Here is a 16,287-nt window from a genome sequence, read left to right as displayed (position 1 = left end):
GTGACCTCCTGACCCGCAGTAATGCCCTACGGGGTGACATGGCCGTTCGACTGGAGACGCACGTGGCCGGGCGCATCGAGGATTACGCACTCATCGGAGACATGCAGACCGCCGCCCTGGTCTGCCGGGACGGCACAGTGGACTGGCTGTGCCTTCCCCGATTCGATTCTCACGCTGTTTTCGCAGGACTGCTGGGTACCGAGGAGCATGGCTTCTGGCGCCTGGGTCCGGCGTGGGAGGGCGAGGAACGGCCCCCGTCCGCGGCCCGCCGCCGGTACCGGGGGGACTCCCTCGTCCTGGAATCGGAATGGGACACCCCGCGTGGAACGGTCAAGGTGACCGATTTCATGCCGCCGCGTGACGGCGCCCCCCAGGTGATCCGGATCGTGGAGGGCGTCAGCGGCCGGGTACCGATGCGTTCCGAGCTGCGGATGCGGTTCAGCTACGGCCGTGTGACGCCCTGGGTGCACAAGGTCGACGGCCGCACGGTCGCCGTCGCCGGCCCGGACTCGGTCTGGCTGGACACCCCCGCCGACACCTACGGCGAGAACCTGACGACGTACTCCGACTTCACGGTCGCGCCGGGCGACCGGATCGCGTTCACGATCAGCTGGCAGCCCTCGCACCACGAGCCGCCGGGCCTGCCGGACCCGGAGGGTTCGCTGGAGGCCACCGAGGCGTTCTGGCGCGAGTGGGTCGAGCAGTGCACGTACCACGGGCCCTACCGGGAGGCCGTGGTCCGTTCACTGATCGTCCTCAAGGCCCTGACGTACGCGCCGACCGGCGGCATCGTCGCGGCCCCGACCACCTCGCTGCCCGAGGACATCGGCGGCTCCCGGAACTGGGACTACCGCTACACCTGGCTGCGCGACGCGGCGATCACCCTGTCCTCCCTGCTGCGCACCGGCTACCGCGAGGAGGCCCGCGCCTGGCGGGAGTGGCTGCTGCGGGCGGTCGCCGGCGACCCGGAGAACCTGCAGATCATGTACGGCATCGCGGGCGAGCGCGAGCTGGGCGAGGCCGAGCTGGACTGGCTGCCCGGCTACGAGAACTCCGCCCCGGTCCGGGTCGGCAACGGCGCGGCGGGCCAGCTCCAGCTGGACGTGTACGGCGAGGTCATCGAGGCACTGCACCTCGCCCACATGACCGGGCTGACCCGCAACGACTACGCGATGGGTCTCCAGCTCAAGCTGATCGAGTACCTGGAGAAGCACTGGAACGAGCCGGACGAGGGCATCTGGGAGGTGCGCGGCCCGCGCCGCCACTTCGTCCACTCCAAGGTGATGGCCTGGGTGGCCGTCGACCGCACGATCAAGCTGATCGAGTCCGGGGACGCGGAGGGCCCGGTGGAGCGGCTGCGCGAACTGCGCGACGAGATCCACCGCGACGTCTGCGAGCGGGGCTACGACGAGGAACGCAACACGTTCACGCAGTCCTACGGCTCGAAGGAGCTGGACGCCTCCCTCCTGCTGATCCCGCAGATGGGCTTCCTGCCGCCGGACGACAAACGCGTGATCGGCACGATCGAGGCGATCCAGCGCGAGCTGTCCACGGAGGACGGCTTCGTGCTGCGCTACCCCACCCACGGCGAGGATGCTGGAGTGGACGGTCTGGAGGGCGACGAGGGCGCGTTCCTGGCCTGCTCGTTCTGGCTGGCGGACGACCTGGCGATGATCGGCCGGGTCGACGAGGCCCGCCAGCTCTTCGAGAGGCTGCTGTCCCTGCGCAACGATCTGGGGCTGCTCGCCGAGGAGTGGGACCCCCGGCTCCAGCGGCAGGTCGGCAACTTCCCCCAGGCGTTCAGCCATGTGCCGCTGATCGACACCGCGCTTCGCCTGACGGCGAGCGGGGCGTACGTCGGCTGAGGGGCCGGCAGCCCGATTCGGCGCCCCGGCCGGTATCTTCCGCGACCGGGGCGACCGCCCGTAGGACCCGAGTGGAAACGCGAGGCCGGAGCCAGTGGAGACGCAAGGTGCAGTCCCCGTGGAGACGCAGGGCGGAATCACCGTGCAGCGGGCGCTCGAACTGCCGGGACTGCGCAGCGGGCTCCCCGAGGTGGTGGCCGGCGCGGACCGGCTGAACCGCACGGTGCGCTGGGTGCACGCCGGCGAGGTGCCGAACATCGCCTCGCTGCTCAAGGGCGGTGAGCTGCTGCTCACCACCGGTCTGGGGCTCGGCACCCGCCCCGCCGAACAGCGGGCCTTCGTCCGCAGGCTCGCCGACCGGGGCATCGCCGCCCTGGTGGTGGAGCTCGGGCCGCGCTTCGGCCGGCTGCCCGCCTCCATCGTCGACGCCGCCCGCGCGGCCGGTCTGCCGCTGGTGCAACTGCACCGGGAGGTGCCGTTCGTGACGGTGACCGAGGAGATCCACACCGAGATCGTCAACGGTCACTACGCGCTGCTGCGGCAGGCCGAGGACGTGCACCGGCGGTGCACCCAGGCGCTGCTCGGCGGCGGCGGGGTGCCGCAGGTGCTGGGCATCCTGGCGGACTTCGCGGCCACCCCGGTCTTCCTGGAGACGGCGGACGGTCAGTTGCTGTACGCGGCGGGCCCCGGCTCCGGCCCGGTGTGCGCCGATCCGCTCCAGGTGTGGGAGGGCCTGCGCGGCGGCCGGGCGGCCCGTGAGTCGCCGCCCGTCGGCTCGGTGCTGGTGGACGTGCCGGGCGGTGGTCCGGGGACCGGTTCGGTACGGGCGGCGCTGGTGGTGCCGGCCGTGTCGGGGCCGCTGCTGCCGGTGCACCGGATGGCGGCGGAGCGGGCGGCCGGGCTCCTCGCCGTCGTGCTGATGCAGGCACGTCAGGAGGAGGAGCTGGCCGCGCGTGGTCGGGGCGACTTCCTGACGGATCTCGCGGAGGGCCGGATCGCGCCGGAGGACGCACCGGCGCAGGCCCGCGTACTCGGCTTCAAACCGGGTGCGTCGCCGCTGCTGCCGGTGGTGATGCGGCTGGCGCCCGAGCTGTCCGGGTCCGGGAACTGGGCGCTGCTGGCGCGGGCCGTGCTGGACGAGCTCTCGTCCGTGGGGGTACCGGTGCTGCTCGGGGTACGGCCGGTGGAGGGCCGGGTTCCGGTGCTGCTGGGGCTGCGGGCCGAGTCGGAGCGCACGGCGGTCGCGGACCGGGTCGCGGCGGCGCTGCGGGCCGGTGTGGAACGCGCGGGTCTGGAACGGGCCGGATCGCATCCGCCGGTCGTGGTGGTGGGCGTCGCGGGTGGCTGGGCGGCGGCCGGTGCCGGGCTGCGGCACGCCGCCGAGACGGCGACGGCGGCGCAGGGACTGGGCGACCGGCCCTGGTACGACGCCCGCCGGCTGGACATCGACCTGCTGCTGTGGCGGCTGCGGGACCACCCCGATCTGGCGGCGTTCGTGGAGCGGGCGATCGGTCCGCTGCGCGATCACGACCGGACCTCGCGGCCCCCGCTGCTCCCGACGCTGGAGTCGTATCTGGCCCATGCGGGCCGCAAGGCGGAGACCGCACGCGAGCTGCATCTGAACCGCCAGACCTTGTACAACCGGCTGGCCCGCATCGGCGAGTTGCTCGGCACCGATCTGGACGACCCCCAGACGGTGCTGGCCCTGAGCCTGGCGCTGCGGGCCCGGCGTCACACGCCGCGGTGATGCCGGGGAGCGGCGGGCGGACCGCTCACCGCGCCCGCGGCATCACCAGAGGGCGCGTCAACTCGTCGTAGATGCTGAGCACCTGGACGATGGTGTCGTCCTCCGTGGGCCAACTCGCGGCCTGAGAACGTCCGGCGGCCACCAGTCGCGCACGCCGCTCCGGGTCGCCGAGCAGTCCGGTCACCGTGCGCGCGAGCGCCTCCGCGTTCCCGTACGGCACGAGCTCCGCCCCGTCCCCGACGAGTTCGGGCACTCCCCCGACGGCGGTGGCGACCAGGGGGACGCCCAGCCGCAGCGCCTGCTGGGCCAGCACCGAGCGCGCCTCCCACCGGCTGGGCAGCACGGCCAGGTCGGCGGCGGTGAGCAGTTCCGCGATGTCCTCGCGCTCGCCGATGAGCCGGACCGGCAACTCCTCGTCCCTGATCCGGCGCTGCAGGGCCTGCCGTTGCCGTCCCTCCCCCGCGACGATCAGCAGGGGTGCGGTGCCGGGATCGCGCCAGGCCCGAGCGGCGTCGAACAGCAGGTCGTACCCGTGATGCGGCACGAGACTCCCGTACGAGAAGACCAACGACCGTCCTACCGCACCGAGTTCGGCACGCGTCTTGGCCGGATCGATGCGGTCGTCCGGGTGTGCTACAGGGGCCGAGACCGGGGAGAGCCGGGCATCGCGTGCTCCGCGCATCCGTGCCCGGTCGACCAGTTCCGACGTCGTGCCGAGCACAACCGCCGCCGCCCGGGCGGCCCTTCGCTCCATGAGGCGGAGCAGCCGGGCCCGGGCGCCCTCGGCGTGAGCGCGGGCGTGCCAGGTGACGACCAGCGGGATCCGGCGTCCGCCGAGCGCGAGGGCGGCGCGCACGGCGGCGTGCGGGCCGTGCGCGTGGACCACGTCCGCCGTCGCGCAGGCGGTGCGCAGGGCGGCGACGGCTGCGGGGTCGCTGCGCCGCGGCACGGGAGCGAAGCAGGCCCCCGTACCGGCGAAGTGGTGGAACTGGTCGAGTCCGGCCGGGGCACAGACGGTGACGTGCACACCCCTCGCCACCAGTCCGGCGGCCAGCGAGCTGACGTGGGCGCTGCTGCCCGCGCTGCCGCCGCCCAGGACGTGGACCGTACGCAGCTGTGACACGTTGGTTGGCTCCCGGGGCTCCCGAGTCGGCGAAAAGGGCATCGCCAAGGATGCCAGTCCGTACGCACGTTCCGGCACAGTCAGGCCAACGTTCCGCGCGTACTCCGGCGACCGACCGCGACGCACCACTCCCATGGGTGAAATGTCGGCGCGAGGTTGCCACATCGACATGACAGGTCGAAGGTCCGTGGCCCGCGGGCCGTCGCCGGGACGGGTGGGGGGCGCTGCCGCACCGCCGGACCGCGGCGCTCCGGGGCCGGGGGTCAGCCGCGCCCGGCGTCCGGTGCCGCCCGGTCCCACAACGACCGGACGAGCCCGCTCACCCGCTCCCCGTACACGGTGGCGGCGACGAGCCCCGTCGCGTGAACGAGCAGTCCGGCCCGGCCGCGTCCCGCGACGACGGCGACACCGAGCGCCGCGCCCAGGGCGTGGGCCCCGGTGTCCCCGATCATGGTGCGCTCGCCCAGGTCGTCCCCGACGAGGGCCGCCGCCGCCCCCATCGGCGCGGCCGCGAGGGCTGCGGCGGTGCCGCCTCCCGGCAGGCCCGGGGCCCCGAGCGCGAGCACCGTGACGGCGGCAGCGGCGGGACGTACGTCCACCAGATTGACCAGGTGCGCGGTCGCGGCGATCACCGCCCCGGCCAGGAGCCGGTCGACGGGACGTTCCTTCATCAGCACACCGGCCGCGAGCCCGGCCGCCCCGATCCCGAACAGCTTGACGGCACCGCTGGTCACCTCGCCGTCCCGCAGGGCACCGAGGTGGGCGCGGAACCCCCGGCGCGGATCGTCGGCACCGGCGAGGTCGTCATACGCACCGCAGCCCGCCGCCGCCAGCACCGCGAGCGACGCGGCGCCCCGGGTACGGGCCGGCAGCGGCAGGACGGCCGCTCCGGCCGCGGCGCCGAGGGCGACGGCCGGTCCCGCGTACAGATCGACGCTCCGGCCCCTGTGGTTGATGCGCCGCCGGCGCTCACGCGGACGGGACCGCAGCACGCGGTACGCGCCCGTGGCGACCGCGGCCGCGACGGCGCCGGACGCCACTGTTCTGCCGAAGGCCGCTCCCATGCGGGCCAGACTACGGGGCGGCCCGCCAAGTCCGTCCGGCGGAGCCCGGCGACGACCACGACGGGACGACCGCCGACGCCGGGCCGACCCACCGGCGACCACGACGTGAAGTCCGCGGACGGCCGTGCCGCCACGCCTGCCCGCGACGACGTCCGTCCGCTACACGTCCGCCCGAGCAGCGGCCAGCAGCTCCTCCGCATGGGCGCGTGCCGTCTGCGAGTCCTCCTGGCCCGCGAGCATCCGGGAGAGCTCCCGCACGCGGTCCTCGCCCTCGAGGACCGTGACCCCGCTGCTGGTCACCGCTCCGTCGACCGTCTTCTCGACCAGCAGCTGCCGGTCCGCGAAGGCCGCCACCTGCGGCAGGTGCGTGACGACGACGACCTGCGCGGACCGGGCGAGCTTCGCGAGGCGCCGCCCGACCTCGACGGCGGCCTTGCCTCCGACGCCCGCGTCGACCTCGTCGAAGAGATAGGTGGGCACGGGGTCGGAACCGGCGAAGACCACCTCGACGGCGAGCATCACCCGGGACAGCTCACCGCCCGACGCCCCCTTGGCGATCGGCCTCGGCTGGGCGCCCGGATGCGGTGCCAGCAGGAGCTCGACCTCGTCGGCGCCGGACGGCCCGTAGAGCACGCTGCGCCCGCCGACGTCGATGCCGGAGGCCTCGTCGGCCGCCTCGGTCTGCCGGACGGCGAAGGACACCCGGGCGTGCGGCATGGCGAGCGAGGCCAGTTCCTCGGTCACCGCCTCGGCGAAGCGTGCCGCCGCCTCCGTGCGCGCGTCGGTCAACTCCTGCCCCAGGACGGAGAGTTCGGCGCGCAGCGTGTCGCGTTCGGCTGTCAGCTCGCCGATCCTGTCGTCGTCGCCCTCCAGCTCGGTGAGCCGGGCGGAGCCCTCCTCGGCCCAGGCGAGCACGGCGGTGATGTCCTCGCCGTACTTGCGGGTGAGCGCGGCGAGCGCGGCGCGGCGCTCCTCCACCGCGGCGAGCCGCAGCGGATCGGCGTCCAGCCGGTCGGCGTACCCGGCCAGCTCACCGGCCACGTCGGCCAGCAGGATCGAGATCTCGCCGATCCGGTCGGCGAGCGCGGCCAGGGCCGGGTCGTGGGAGCGCACGGCGTCCAGCGCACGTCCGGCGGCCGAGACCACCGTCGTCGCGTCGACGCTCTCCGGGTCCTCCGGATTGCCCGCGAGCGCGGTGTGCGCGAGGGCCGCCGCGGAGGCGAGCGCCTCGGCGTGGCCGAGCCGCTCGGCCTCGGCGGCCAGGTCGGCGTCCTCGCCCGCGAGGGGTTCGACCGCGGCGATCTCGTCGAGGCCGAAGCGCAGCAGATCCGCTTCCTGGGCGCGTTCGCGGGCGCGCGTGGTCAGCTCGTCGAGCTCCGTGAGCACGGCCCGCAGCCGCCGGTACGCCGTCGTGTACCGAACCAGCGGGACGGCGACGCCGTCGCCCGCGTACCGGTCGAGGGCCTGCCGCTGCCGGGCGGGCTTGAGGAGCCCCTGCTGGTCGGTCTGGCCGTGCACGGCGACGAGTTCGTCGGCGAGTTCGGCGAGCATCCCGACCGGCACGGATCTGCCGCCCAGATGCGCCCGGGAACGTCCCTCCGCGGAAACGGTACGGCTGATCAGCAGGGCCCCGTCGTCGAACTCGGCCCCGGCCTCCTCCGCCCGCGACGCCACGGCGTCGCCCTCGGACACCGTGATCCGTCCCTCGACGACCGCCGCCTTGGACCCGATCCGCACCAGGGCGGGATCGGCGCGTCCGCCGAGCAGCAGCCCCAGGCTGGTGACGACCATGGTCTTGCCCGCGCCGGTCTCACCCGTCACGGCGGTGAACCCGGGCGACAGCTCGACCACCGCGTCGTCGATGACTCCGAGCGACCGTATCCGCATCTCCTCCAACACGGACATGACCTTACGAGGTCCGGGCCCCGGAGTGCGACGGGCCCCGCCTGCGCGGTTCACTCTCCCGTGTGCACCCGGCGCGCCCGGTACCGCCGCCGGGGGAACGTCCGACGGTGCGTGCGGGGCGCCTCGCGGCCCCGGAACGACGGGCCGGTACGGGCCGCCCCGGTCCCGGGAACGACCGGTCACTGTGGGGCGCCGCGCCACCCCGAGACGGGCAGGGCGAACTTGGCCACCAGCCGGTCCGTGAACGAGGCGTGGTGCAGCCGCGCCAGCCGTACGGGCACCGTGCCACGCTGCACCTCGACCCGCGCACCGGCCGGCAGCGCCACGGTCCGGCGTCCGTCGCACCACAGCACCCCGTGCGGGGCGTGCTGCTGGACCTCGACGGCGAGCACCGAGTCCGGCGAGGTCACCAGCGGCTTGGCGAACAGCGCGTGGGCGCTGATGGGGACCATGAGCAGCGCCTCGACCTCGGGCCAGACGACGGGACCGCCCGCCGAGAAGGCGTAGGCGGTCGATCCGGTCGGGGTCGCGCAGACGATCCCGTCGCAGCCGAACCCGGTCACCGGACGGCCGTCGATCTCCAGGACGACCTCCAGCATCCGCTCGGGCGACACCTTCTGCACGGCCGCCTCGTTGAGCGCCCAGTCGGTGTGGACGACGTCGCCGTTGCTGCGCACCACGACGTCGAGCGTCATCCGTTCCTCGACCTGGTACTCCCGGGTGACGACCCGGTCGACGACCTTGTCCAGGTCGTCGCGCTCGGCCTCGGCGAGGAAACCGACCCGGCCGAGGTTGACGCCGAGCATCGGCACCCCGGATGCGCGGGACAGTTCCGCGCCGCGCAGCAACGTCCCGTCCCCGCCGAGCACGATCAGCAGCTCGCAGCCGTCCATGGCCCCGGGGGTGGCGTCCGTGACCGTCTCGACGGACGGCGGCAGCGGCAGATCCGCCGCTTCGATGGCCAGTACCCGCACGCCGAGGCCGCTGCGCAGCAGTCCCTGTACGACGAGTTCGGCGCTGCGGATCGCGGCCGGGCGGCCGGTGTGTGCCAGAAGAAAGACAGTTCGTGCCGCATTCGTCGTCAACGAGGCCCCTCCGCCACTGCACGGTCGACATCCGCGGGATCCAGCTCCGGTGCTCCGGCCCGCAGCCACAGAAAGTACTCGACGTTCCCGGAGGGCCCCGGCAACGGACTCGCCGTCACCCCCCGCACCCCGAGGCCCAGTTCCCAGGCCCGGCGTGCCACCTCACGCACCGCCTCCGCCCGCAGTGCGGGGCTGCGCACCACCCCGCCGCTGCCGAGCCGCTCCTTGCCGACCTCGAACTGCGGCTTGACCATGAGGACCAGGTCCGCGTCGGGGGCGGCGCAGCGCGCCAGGGCGGGCAGCACCAGCCCCAGAGGGATGAACGAGAGGTCGCCGACGACCAGGTCCACGGGCTGCCCGTCGATCGCCTCCGGCGTCAGCTCCCGTACGTTGGTGCGGTCCTTGACGGTGACGCGGTCGTCGGACTGGAGCGACCAGGCGAGCTGCCCGTAGCCGACGTCGACGGCGACGACGTGACCGGCGCCGGCCCGCAGCAGGACGTCGGTGAAGCCGCCGGTCGACGCACCTGCGTCCAGGGCGCGCCGCCCCTCGACCTCGAGCCCGAGGGGCACGAAGGCGGCGAGGGCGCCCGCGAGCTTGTGCCCGCCGCGCGAGACGTACTCCGGGTCGCTGTCGTCCTTGATCACGACGAGTGCCGCACTGGTCTCGACCTGCGTGGCGGGCTTGGTCGCGGTGTTGCCCCCGACGGTCACCCGCCCCGCGGCGATCAGCTGGCTCGCGTGCTCGCGCGAGCGGGCGAGCTTGCGGCGTACCAGTTCGGCGTCGAGGCGGCGACGTGCCACTCCTGCCACGTTCGGTTCAGCTCCTGTTGTCGTACGAGGGCATCGGTGCGGGTACCGGTGCGGGTGCGGGCCCGGTGTCCAGCGCGGTCAGCGTGGAGCGCAGGCCCTCGTGTACATCCTCGTACACCTGGACGTGTCCCTCCGCCGGGAGGTGGTCGGCGTCGGCGAGACGTTCCAGCCAGGCGTCGACCCCGGCGTCCCCCGTGGAGGTCCGGGCGATGCCGAGGGGCGCGGGGGCACCGGGCTCGGGAAGGGGCGCGGCACCGGGGGACGCGCCCTCGGCGACCGGGTCCGCCGCCGCTTCGGCGGACGGGGCCCCGGGCGCCGTCGCGGGCACTGTTCCGGCCGCCGCACCGGGCCCCGGCATCGAGTCGCTCATGCGGGAAACGCTACCGCGAAGGGCTGCGGTACCGTCGGTCACGATGGCGACCATGGCTGAGTGCCGCAGCGCACTCGAGAGACTTTCCGACAATCTCGCGGGGGCGGACGGCGACGTGCGCAGCGCGGCCGCTCTGGACCGTTCGCTGAGCTGTCACGTCAGGGACCTCGACGTCACCTTCGTCGGTCGGCTGACCGATGGCCGGATCCAGGTGCTGAACACCGTGGACGGACCGCCTCGTGAGAGGGCCGAGATCCGACTGGCGATGAACGGCGACGATCTGGTGGCGATGGTGGACGGCGAGCTGAACTTCGCGAAGGCGTGGGGAACGGGCCGGGTCCGTCTGGAGGCCGGCTTCCGTGATCTGCTGAGGCTCAGGGCGCTGCTGTAACGGCGCTGCGGGCACGGGGCCCGGGCCGGACCGGCCGTGCCGCCGTCAGCCCTTCGCCGACGAGCCCTGCGGCACCCTGTCCGCCCTGCCGTCCCGCGGCCTGCGCGCGGCCGGAACCACCAGCGGCGTACCGGTCTCGGGATCGTCGACGACCTGGCAGCGCAGCCCGAACACCCGCTCCACCAGCTCCGCGGTGACGATGTCGCCGGGCGCGCCCTCGGCGATCACCGCTCCGTCACGCATCGCGATGAGATGGGTGGCGTAGCGGGCGGCGTGGTTCAGGTCGTGCAGGACGGCCACCAGCGTGCGCCCCTGCGTCTCGTGCAGTTCCGCGCAGAGATCGAGGACATCGATCTGGTGCTGGATGTCGAGGTACGTGGTCGGCTCGTCGAGCAGCAGCAGCGGCGTCTGCTGGGCGAGTGCCATGGCGATCCAGACGCGCTGCCGCTGCCCGCCGGACAATTCGTCGACATAGCGATCGGCGAGCGTGTCGACCCCGGTGGCCGCCATCGATTCCGCGACGATGCGTTCGTCGTCGGGCGACCACTGGCGCAGCAGCCTCTGGTGCGGGTAACGACCGCGTCCTACGAGGTCGGCGACGGCGATGCCGTCCGGCGCGACGGCGGACTGCGGCAGCAGCCCCAGCGTCCTGGCGACCGTCTTCGCCGGTATCCCGTGAATGGACTGCCCGTCGAGGAGCACCCGCCCGACGGTCGGCTTCAACATCCGGGAGAGCGCCCGCAGCAGGGTCGACTTGCCGCAGGCGTTGGGGCCCACGATCACCGTGAACGAGTGGTCGGGGATCTCGACCGAGAGGCTCTCCGCGATGAGCCGCCGGTCGTAGCCGAGGGTCGCCGAGTCCACGGTGAGGCGCTGCATGGTCGTACTCCCGGAGTCGGAGGTGATCGGGCGGCGGAACCGTCGTCCGCCACCGCGGACGACGACCGGGCTCCGTCCCGTCCCGCCGTACCGGGCCGGCCGTGCGGACGGCGGCGCACCCGGCACCACGAAGTTAGGTTAGCCTACCCTCTCCCTTTGGCCGACCGTCGGGGCGCGCCGGCCGACCGCCGGGGCGCCGCCGACGCTACAGGCCCAGCCGGGCGAGCGCCTTCCCCGCGTCCAGGCCGCACGAACCGTTCCCTGCGTACGACCACGCCGCGCCGCACAACGCCCTCAGCCCGTCGAGCACGTCGTCGCCGTCCCCCTCCAGTACCAGTTCCTCGCCGCGCACCGAGGCGCTCCAGCCGCGGCAGCCGAACCGGTCTCCCGCCCCTGTCACCTCGGGCTGCCCCGTCAGCAGCCCCCGCAGGTCCGCGTCGACGTAGGTGGGCCGGTGCTCCGGCCCGGCGGCCAGCAGCAGGGCCGCGTCCGTCACCCCGGTGAGCACGAGGAGGGAGTCCACACCGCCGTTGAGCGCGCCCTCGATGTCCGTGTCCAGCCGGTCCCCGACGACCAGCGGCCGCTCGGCCCCGGTCCGCAGCACCGTCTCCCGGTGCATCGGCGGCAGCGGCTTCCCGGCGATCTGCGGTTCGGCCCCGGTCGCGATGCGTACGACCTCCACCGCCGCCCCGTTCCCCGGCGCGATGCCCCGGGCGCTCGGAATCGTCAGGTCCGTGTTGGACGCGAACCACGGCGCCCCGCGCCTGATCGCGTACGCCGCCTCCGCGAGCCGCCCCCATGTCATGTCGGGCCCGCCGTACCCCTGCGCCACCGCGGCCGGATCGTCGTCCGCCGACTCCACCGGCACCAGGCCGCGCTCCCGCAGCGCGACGCGCAGCCCCTCGCCCCCCACCACGAGCACCCGCGCCCCGGCCGGCAGCTGGTCGGCCATCAGCCGGGCAACCGCCTGGGCGGAGGTGATCACATCGGTGGGCCCGGCCGGAATGCCGAGCTCGGTCAGGTGCGCGGCGACGGCGTCCGGCGTGCGCAGCGCGTTGTTGGTCACGTACGCGAGGTGCATCCCGCCGTCGCGCGCCGCGCCCAGGGAGTCGACGGCGTGCGCGATGGCGCGACCGCCCGCGTACACCACCCCGTCGAGGTCCAGCAGCGCCGTGTCGTACGCCTCGCTCAGGGCGGTGCCGCTGCCGCTCGGCCTGGTCCTGCTCGCCTGACTCATTCTTTGCGCTCCTCGGTACGGGCTTCTGTCCCGATCATCGCGCATCCCGGCCGCGCACTTACGATGCAGTGATGAACACATCAGGTCCGGCCCGCCGGGGACTGCGTCTGGTTCCGTTCCGCGGACTGCGTTACGTCCCCGAGCGGGTAGGCAGTCTCGCCGCGGTGACCTCGCCGCCGTACGACGTCGTCGTGCGCCCCGACGGACTGCATCACCTGGAGTCGGCGGACCCGCACAACATCGTCCGGCTGATCCTGCCGCAGGCGGACACGGCCGCGGCCCGCAACAAGCAGGCCGCCGAGACCCTGCACCACTGGCTGGCCGAGGGGATACTCGCCCCCGATCCCACACCCGCCCTGTACGTGTACGAGCAGCGGAACGCCGAGATCCTGCAGCGCGGCATCGTCGGGGCGCTGGCGCTCTCCTCCCCCGCCGAGGGCGTGGTGCTGCCGCACGAGGACGTGATGGCGCACGTCGTCGAGGACCGGGCCGACCTGATGCGCTCCACGGCCGCCCATCTCGAACCGCTGCTGCTCACCTACCGCGGCGGCGGCGACGCCTCGGGCGCGGCCGGTGTCGTCGAGCGGACCGTCGACCGCCCGCCGCTGCTCGCGACGACCACGGAGGACGGATTCCGCCACCGGCTCTGGGCGGTCACCGATCCGGCCGACCGGGCCGAGATCGAGACGGACCTGGCCCGCCACCAGGCCCTGATCGCCGACGGACACCACCGCTGGGCCACCTACCTGCGCCTTCAGCGGGAGCACACCGCACCCGGCCCATGGGACTTCGGCCTGGTCCTGCTCGTCGACACGGCCCGCTATCCGCTCCGGGTCCGCGCCATCCACCGGCTGCTGCACCGGCTGCCCGTCGCCGACGCGCTCGCCGCGCTGACCGGTCTCTTCCGCGTCCGTGACGTCGAGGGCCCGCTGCCCCACGCCCTGGACGTGCTCGCCGGGGCGGCGGCCGAGGGGAACGCCTTCCTGCTCGCCGGCGACGGCGGCTTCCACCTGGTCGACCGCCCCGACCCCGCGCTGCTGCGCCGTACGGTTCCGGCCGATCGCCCGGCCGCCTGGCGGTCCCTCGACGCGACGGTCCTGCACGCGGCCCTGCTGGATCACGTCTGGCGGATCCCGGACGCCCCGGAGCACATCGGATACATCCACGACACGGCGGCCGCGGTGGAGCAGGCCGAGCGGCGCGGCGGAACGGCGGTCCTGATGCACCCGGTGCGCGAGGACGTGGTGCGGGACCTCGCCCGGCAGGGTGTGACCATGCCACGCAAGTCGACGTCCTTCGGCCCCAAGCCGGCCTCCGGACTGGTGCTGCGGAGCCTCGCTCTCGACGACTGATTCCGGACATGGGAGAGGGGCGGCACCCGCTGTGGGTGCCGCCCCTCTCCCATGTCTCATGCCTTGGAGGAGCCGTCCTCGTCCTTGGCGTCGCGCTCGTGCTCGGCCGGGGCGGCGTCCGCCGCCGGGGCGTCCGCGCGCTCGTTCCCGTGTTCGCCCTCGTTCTCGTCGAGGGCGTCCACGAACTCGACTCCGTCCAGCTCGGCCAGCCGGTCGGACGCGTCCGTCACGCCGTCCTTGTCGGCCTCCAGCGCCTTGCCGAACCACTCGCGCGCCTCGCCCTCGCGCCCGGCGGCCAGCAGGGCGTCCGCGTACGCGTACCGCAGTCGCGGCGTCCACGCGTGCACGGCGTTCGAGGCGAGTTCGGAGCTCTGCAGCGTGACGATGGCGGCGTCGATCTGCCCCAGGTCACGGCGGGCCCCGGCGGCCACCAGACGCATCTCGACCTGACCGGCCTTGTCCAGCTTCCGCACCTCCGGCTCACCGGCCATGGCCAACGCCCGCTCGGGACGTCCCAGTCCCCGCTCGCAGTCGGCCATGACGGGCCACAGGTCCACCGAACCGGTCATCCGCCTGGCCGCCCGGAACTCCGCGAGCGCCTCCGAATACTTCTGCGTCGCGTACGCGGCGAACCCGGCCGCCTCACGCACGGCGGCCACCCTCGAGGCCAGCCGCAGAGCGACCCTGGAGTACGTGTACGCCTGCTCGGGGTCCTCGTCGATCAGCCGGGCCACCATGACGAGGTTCCTGGCCACGTCCACGGCGAGGGTCTTCGGCAGGCTCATCAGCTCCTGCCGCACGTCCTTGTCGATCTCGTCACCGGTGACGTCCTCCGGGATGGGGAGCCGCTTGACGGGCTCGCGGTCACGGTCGTCACGCCGTCCGTACCCGCCCCTGTCGTCGCGCCCCCGGTAGCCACCACGGCCACCGCGGTCGTCGCGCTGCCCGCGGTATCCGCCGCCACGGCTGTCGTCGCGCCGGTATCCGCCGCCCTGACGTCCGCCGCGGTCGTCGTCCCGACGCGGACCCCGGTACCCACCACGGTCGTCATCCCGACGCGGCCCCTGGTACCCACCACGGACGTCGTCGCGACGCGGCCCACGATCCCGATCCCGATCACGGTCGTCACGACGGAACCCACCACCACGCCGATCATCATCCCGACGGAACCCACGATCGCGGTCGTCCCGACGATCATCCCGACGAGGCGTGCGAGGCCGGTCGTCCCTGCGCTCGAATCCGCCGCCCTGACGTCCGCCGCGATCGTCGTCCCGACGCGGACCCCGGTACCCACCACGGTCGTCATCGCGGCGCGGCCCCTGGTACCCACCACGGTCGTCATCGCGGCGCGGCCCCTGGTACCCACCACGGACGTCGTCGCGACGCGGCCCACGATCCCGATCCCGATCACGGTCGTCACGACGGAACCCACCACCACGCCGATCATCATCCCGACGGAACCCACGGTCCCGGTCGTCCCGACGATCATCCCGACGGAACCCACCACCAGCGGGCCGGCCCTCGTCCCGACGGAACCCACCACCGGCGGGCCGACCCTCGTCCCGACGGGACCCACCACCGGAGCCACCGTGGCTGTCGTCGCGCCGGTATCCGCCGCCCTGACGTCCGCCGCGGTCGTCGTCGCGACGCGGACCCCGGTACCCACCACGGTCGTCATCGCGGCGCGGCCCCTGGTACCCACCACGGACGTCGTCGCGACGCGGCCCACGATCCCGATCCCGATCACGGTCATCGCGACGGAACCCACCACCACGCCGATCATCATCCCGACGGAACCCACGATCGCGGTCGTCCCGACGATCATCCCGACGGAACCCACCACCAGCGGGCCGACCCTCGTCCCGACGGGACCCACCACGGTCGTTGTCACGGCGCGAGTTGTCGCGGCGCGGGCCGCCGAAGCGGTCGTCACGACGCCCCGCGAAGCCGCCCCGGTCGCCACCGTCCCGGCGACGCGGCTCGCGCTCCGAACGATCGTCGGGAGAGTTGGTGGACATCGGGTGACTCCTGTTCATCGGGTGTTACAAGACATTCTCGCGCAGTCGGTCACCCGACGCGCTACAGCACAAAAAAGGACCCTTGGTCCCAGCGTGAACGCTGGGACCAAGGGTCCTTGAAAGATTGTTCGGCGGCGACCTACTCTCCCACAGGGTCCCCCCTGCAGTACCATCGGCGCTGAAAGGCTTAGCTTCCGGGTTCGGAATGTAACCGGGCGTTTCCCTAACGCAATGACCACCGAAACACTATCGGGCCTACCCGCAAAGCGGGCCATCGGCTCTTAGCGAACAAGCACACTTTTCAATTAAGTAGTGAATCTGTTCAACCGGTGCGACTGTTCGCAGCCCGGGAGGCAATACCGCTGCGATCAACGGCTGAAGACGTTTCCGTTTCCGCCGCCCGGCACTCCACCGGCCTACAGCGCGCGACGGGCGGCGG

14 protein-coding genes and 1 rRNA gene are annotated in these 16,287 nt (G+C 73.4%); 4 read left to right on the top strand and 11 right to left on the bottom strand.

The genetic code is table 11. The annotated features are described in order from the left end of the window. Nucleotides 1-62: 62 nt before the first annotated feature. Together AMK22_RS35090 and AMK22_RS35085 are read left to right on the top strand one after the other, a co-directional pair. Nucleotides 63-1,865 (top strand): glycoside hydrolase family 15 protein, encoded by a 1,803-nt coding sequence (locus AMK22_RS35090; protein ID WP_073791592.1) that lies wholly within the window; start codon nt 63-65, stop codon nt 1,863-1,865. 118 nt (nt 1,866-1,983) lie between these two features. Then, complete coding sequence (locus AMK22_RS35085) at nt 1,984-3,612, top strand: PucR family transcriptional regulator (RefSeq protein ID WP_073791590.1); 1,629 nt, start codon at nt 1,984-1,986, stop codon at nt 3,610-3,612. Nucleotides 3,613-3,637: 25 nt separating this feature from the next. On the opposite strand, the gene AMK22_RS35080 is transcribed toward AMK22_RS35085, so the two are convergent. The 6 genes from AMK22_RS35080 to AMK22_RS35055 all read right to left on the bottom strand — a co-directional run bounded on the left by AMK22_RS35080 (nt 3,638) and on the right by AMK22_RS35055 (nt 9,971). Continuing rightward, nucleotides 3,638-4,735 carry a glycosyltransferase family 4 protein gene (locus tag AMK22_RS35080; protein WP_073791589.1) on the bottom strand — a complete coding sequence of 366 codons (1,098 nt, stop codon included), beginning with the start codon at nt 4,733-4,735 and terminating at the stop codon, nt 3,638-3,640. 263 nt (nt 4,736-4,998) lie between these two features. Further along, nucleotides 4,999-5,799 (bottom strand): hypothetical protein, encoded by an 801-nt coding sequence (locus tag AMK22_RS35075; RefSeq protein ID WP_073791587.1) that lies wholly within the window; start codon nt 5,797-5,799, stop codon nt 4,999-5,001. Nucleotides 5,800-5,958: 159 nt separating this feature from the next. Next, nucleotides 5,959-7,704: a DNA repair protein RecN gene (gene recN / locus AMK22_RS35070; RefSeq protein ID WP_073791586.1), complete on the bottom strand. Its 1,746-nt coding sequence runs from the start codon at nt 7,702-7,704 to the stop codon at nt 5,959-5,961. A 179-nt stretch (nt 7,705-7,883) separates the two neighbouring features. Further along, nucleotides 7,884-8,789, bottom strand: a complete 906-nt coding sequence (locus tag AMK22_RS35065) for an NAD kinase (RefSeq protein ID WP_073791584.1) — start codon at nt 8,787-8,789, stop codon at nt 7,884-7,886. Next, complete coding sequence (locus tag AMK22_RS35060) at nt 8,786-9,601, bottom strand: TlyA family RNA methyltransferase (RefSeq protein WP_073791583.1); 816 nt, start codon at nt 9,599-9,601, stop codon at nt 8,786-8,788. Before AMK22_RS35060 ends, AMK22_RS35065 begins: the two co-directional genes overlap by 4 nt. Before the next feature lie 7 nt (nt 9,602-9,608). Beyond that, a complete protein-coding gene (locus tag AMK22_RS35055) occupies nt 9,609-9,971 on the bottom strand; it encodes an SPOR domain-containing protein (protein ID WP_073791581.1) in 363 nt (120 codons plus the stop codon). A 43-nt stretch (nt 9,972-10,014) separates the two neighbouring features. Between AMK22_RS35055 and AMK22_RS35050 the strand changes: the two genes are divergently transcribed. Continuing rightward, nucleotides 10,015-10,362, top strand: coding sequence for an SCP2 sterol-binding domain-containing protein (locus AMK22_RS35050; protein ID WP_073791579.1), 348 nt, complete (start codon nt 10,015-10,017; stop codon nt 10,360-10,362). 45 nt (nt 10,363-10,407) lie between these two features. Here AMK22_RS35050 and AMK22_RS35045 read toward each other — a convergent pair whose 3' ends face one another. Further along, entirely contained in the window at nt 10,408-11,241 is an 834-nt protein-coding gene (locus AMK22_RS35045; protein ID WP_073791637.1) for an ABC transporter ATP-binding protein, read from the bottom strand. A gap of 205 nt (nt 11,242-11,446) precedes the next feature. Then, entirely contained in the window at nt 11,447-12,478 is a 1,032-nt protein-coding gene (locus tag AMK22_RS35040) for an HAD hydrolase-like protein (protein WP_073791578.1), read from the bottom strand. A gap of 71 nt (nt 12,479-12,549) precedes the next feature. Here AMK22_RS35040 and AMK22_RS35035 point away from each other — a divergent pair, with 71 nt between their 5' ends. Continuing rightward, nucleotides 12,550-13,830 carry a DUF1015 family protein gene (locus AMK22_RS35035; RefSeq protein WP_073791576.1) on the top strand — a complete coding sequence of 427 codons (1,281 nt, stop codon included), beginning with the start codon at nt 12,550-12,552 and terminating at the stop codon, nt 13,828-13,830. Between the two features lie 56 nt (nt 13,831-13,886). Here AMK22_RS35035 and AMK22_RS40335 read toward each other — a convergent pair whose 3' ends face one another. From AMK22_RS40335 to rrf, 3 genes are all read right to left on the bottom strand, one after another. Further along, on the bottom strand, nt 13,887-14,615 hold the full coding sequence (locus tag AMK22_RS40335) for a hypothetical protein (RefSeq protein WP_199883408.1): 729 nt from the start codon (nt 14,613-14,615) through the stop codon (nt 13,887-13,889). Then, nucleotides 14,615-15,319 (bottom strand): hypothetical protein, encoded by a 705-nt coding sequence (locus AMK22_RS40330; RefSeq protein ID WP_199883407.1) that lies wholly within the window; start codon nt 15,317-15,319, stop codon nt 14,615-14,617. Before AMK22_RS40330 ends, AMK22_RS40335 begins: the two co-directional genes overlap by 1 nt. A 655-nt stretch (nt 15,320-15,974) precedes the next feature. Next, a 5S ribosomal RNA gene (gene rrf, locus AMK22_RS35025) occupies nt 15,975-16,091 on the bottom strand. Nucleotides 16,092-16,287 lie beyond the last annotated feature (196 nt).

Origin of the sequence: Streptomyces sp. CB01580 (genome assembly GCF_001905795.1) — a bacterium.
GTDB lineage: Bacteria > Actinomycetota > Actinomycetes > Streptomycetales > Streptomycetaceae > Streptomyces.
This window is presented reverse-complemented; position numbering and strand designations above follow the sequence as displayed.